The following is a 1263-nucleotide window of genomic DNA, read 5'->3' as shown; positions in this document are numbered from 1 at the left end:
GCGATCTCGGGGTGGGCCCGACTGGAGGCCGCCTCCGCTGCGCGCCGCCTGGCTGCCATCGGCGAACTGGTCGCTCGGCGCACCCGCGGAACGGACGCGGTGAACCGGTCACGCTGGTCCTGTGACTACTGGGATGCCGCGGCCTCCGAGGTCGGCGCTGCCGAGCAGATCAGCCACGGGATGGCGTCCTCGCAGATGTATCTGGCCACGGCGCTGCGCGAACGGCTACCCAAGGTGGCCGCACTGTTTCTCGACGGGGCGATCAACAGCCGGCTGGTCGCCACGATCGTCTGGCGCACCACGCTGATCACCAACCCCTACCTACTGAACGCCGTCGACACCGAACTCGCCGCGATCGCCACCGGCCTGGGGCCCCTCTCGGCCGCCAAGACCGCTGCGGCCATCGACGCCCTGATCGACCGGCATGACCCCGACGCCGTCCGGCGCCAGGAGCGCGACGCCCGCGGCCGCCAAATTGTCGTCGACACCCGCAACAGCGAAAACGGCACCACCGCCCTGTGGGGCCGACTATTTGCCACCGATGCCACCGCACTCGAACGGCGCCTAACCCAACTTGCCCACACCGTCTGCGACGACGATCCCCGCACCCTGGCCCAACGCCGCGCCGATGCCCTCGGCGCCCTGGCCGCCGGAGCGGACACCCTGGCCTGCGCCTGTGGCAACAGCGACTGCCCGGCCGCCGGCACCGACGCCCGCGCGACCAACGTCACCGTCTACGTCCTCGCCGACCAAACCGCACTGAACAACCCGGCCGACCCCAGGTTCGGCGCCGGCGCCCCCGACCAAAACTCCGAGCCAGCCGGTGCGGCAACCACGCGGGCGCCCCAGACGCGTCCGGCACCGTCCGGGCACATCATCGGCGGCGGCACCATACCCGCACCGCTGCTGGCCCAGCTCGTCAACAACGGCGCCACCGTCAAACCCCTGCGGCACCCGACCGACCTGCCGGCCGAACCGCACTACCGGCCCTCGACAGCGTTGGCCGCCTTCGTCCGGGCCCGCGACCTCACCTGCCGATTCCCCGGCTGCGACCAGCCCGCCACCTACTGCGACATCGACCACGCCGTGGCCCACCCGCATGGAACCACCCACCCAGCCAACCTGCGCTGCCTATGCCGAAAACACCACTTACTCAAGACCTTCTGGACCGGCCGCGGGGGCTGGAGCGACCGTCAGCACCCCAACGGCACCATCGAATGGACCAGCCCCACCGGCCACACCTACACCACGCAGCCCGGCAGC

1 protein-coding gene is annotated in these 1263 nt (G+C 71.3%); it reads left to right on the top strand.

Annotation, left to right across the window (positions count from 1 at the left end):
* On the top strand, positions 1–1263 hold a 1263-nt coding region (locus ACJH5R_RS22930; protein ID WP_406783032.1), incomplete at both ends, for a DUF222 domain-containing protein.

Source organism: Mycobacterium sp. SMC-19 (genome assembly GCF_045310815.1).
Lineage (GTDB): Bacteria > Actinomycetota > Actinomycetes > Mycobacteriales > Mycobacteriaceae > Mycobacterium.
This window is presented reverse-complemented; position numbering and strand designations above follow the sequence as displayed.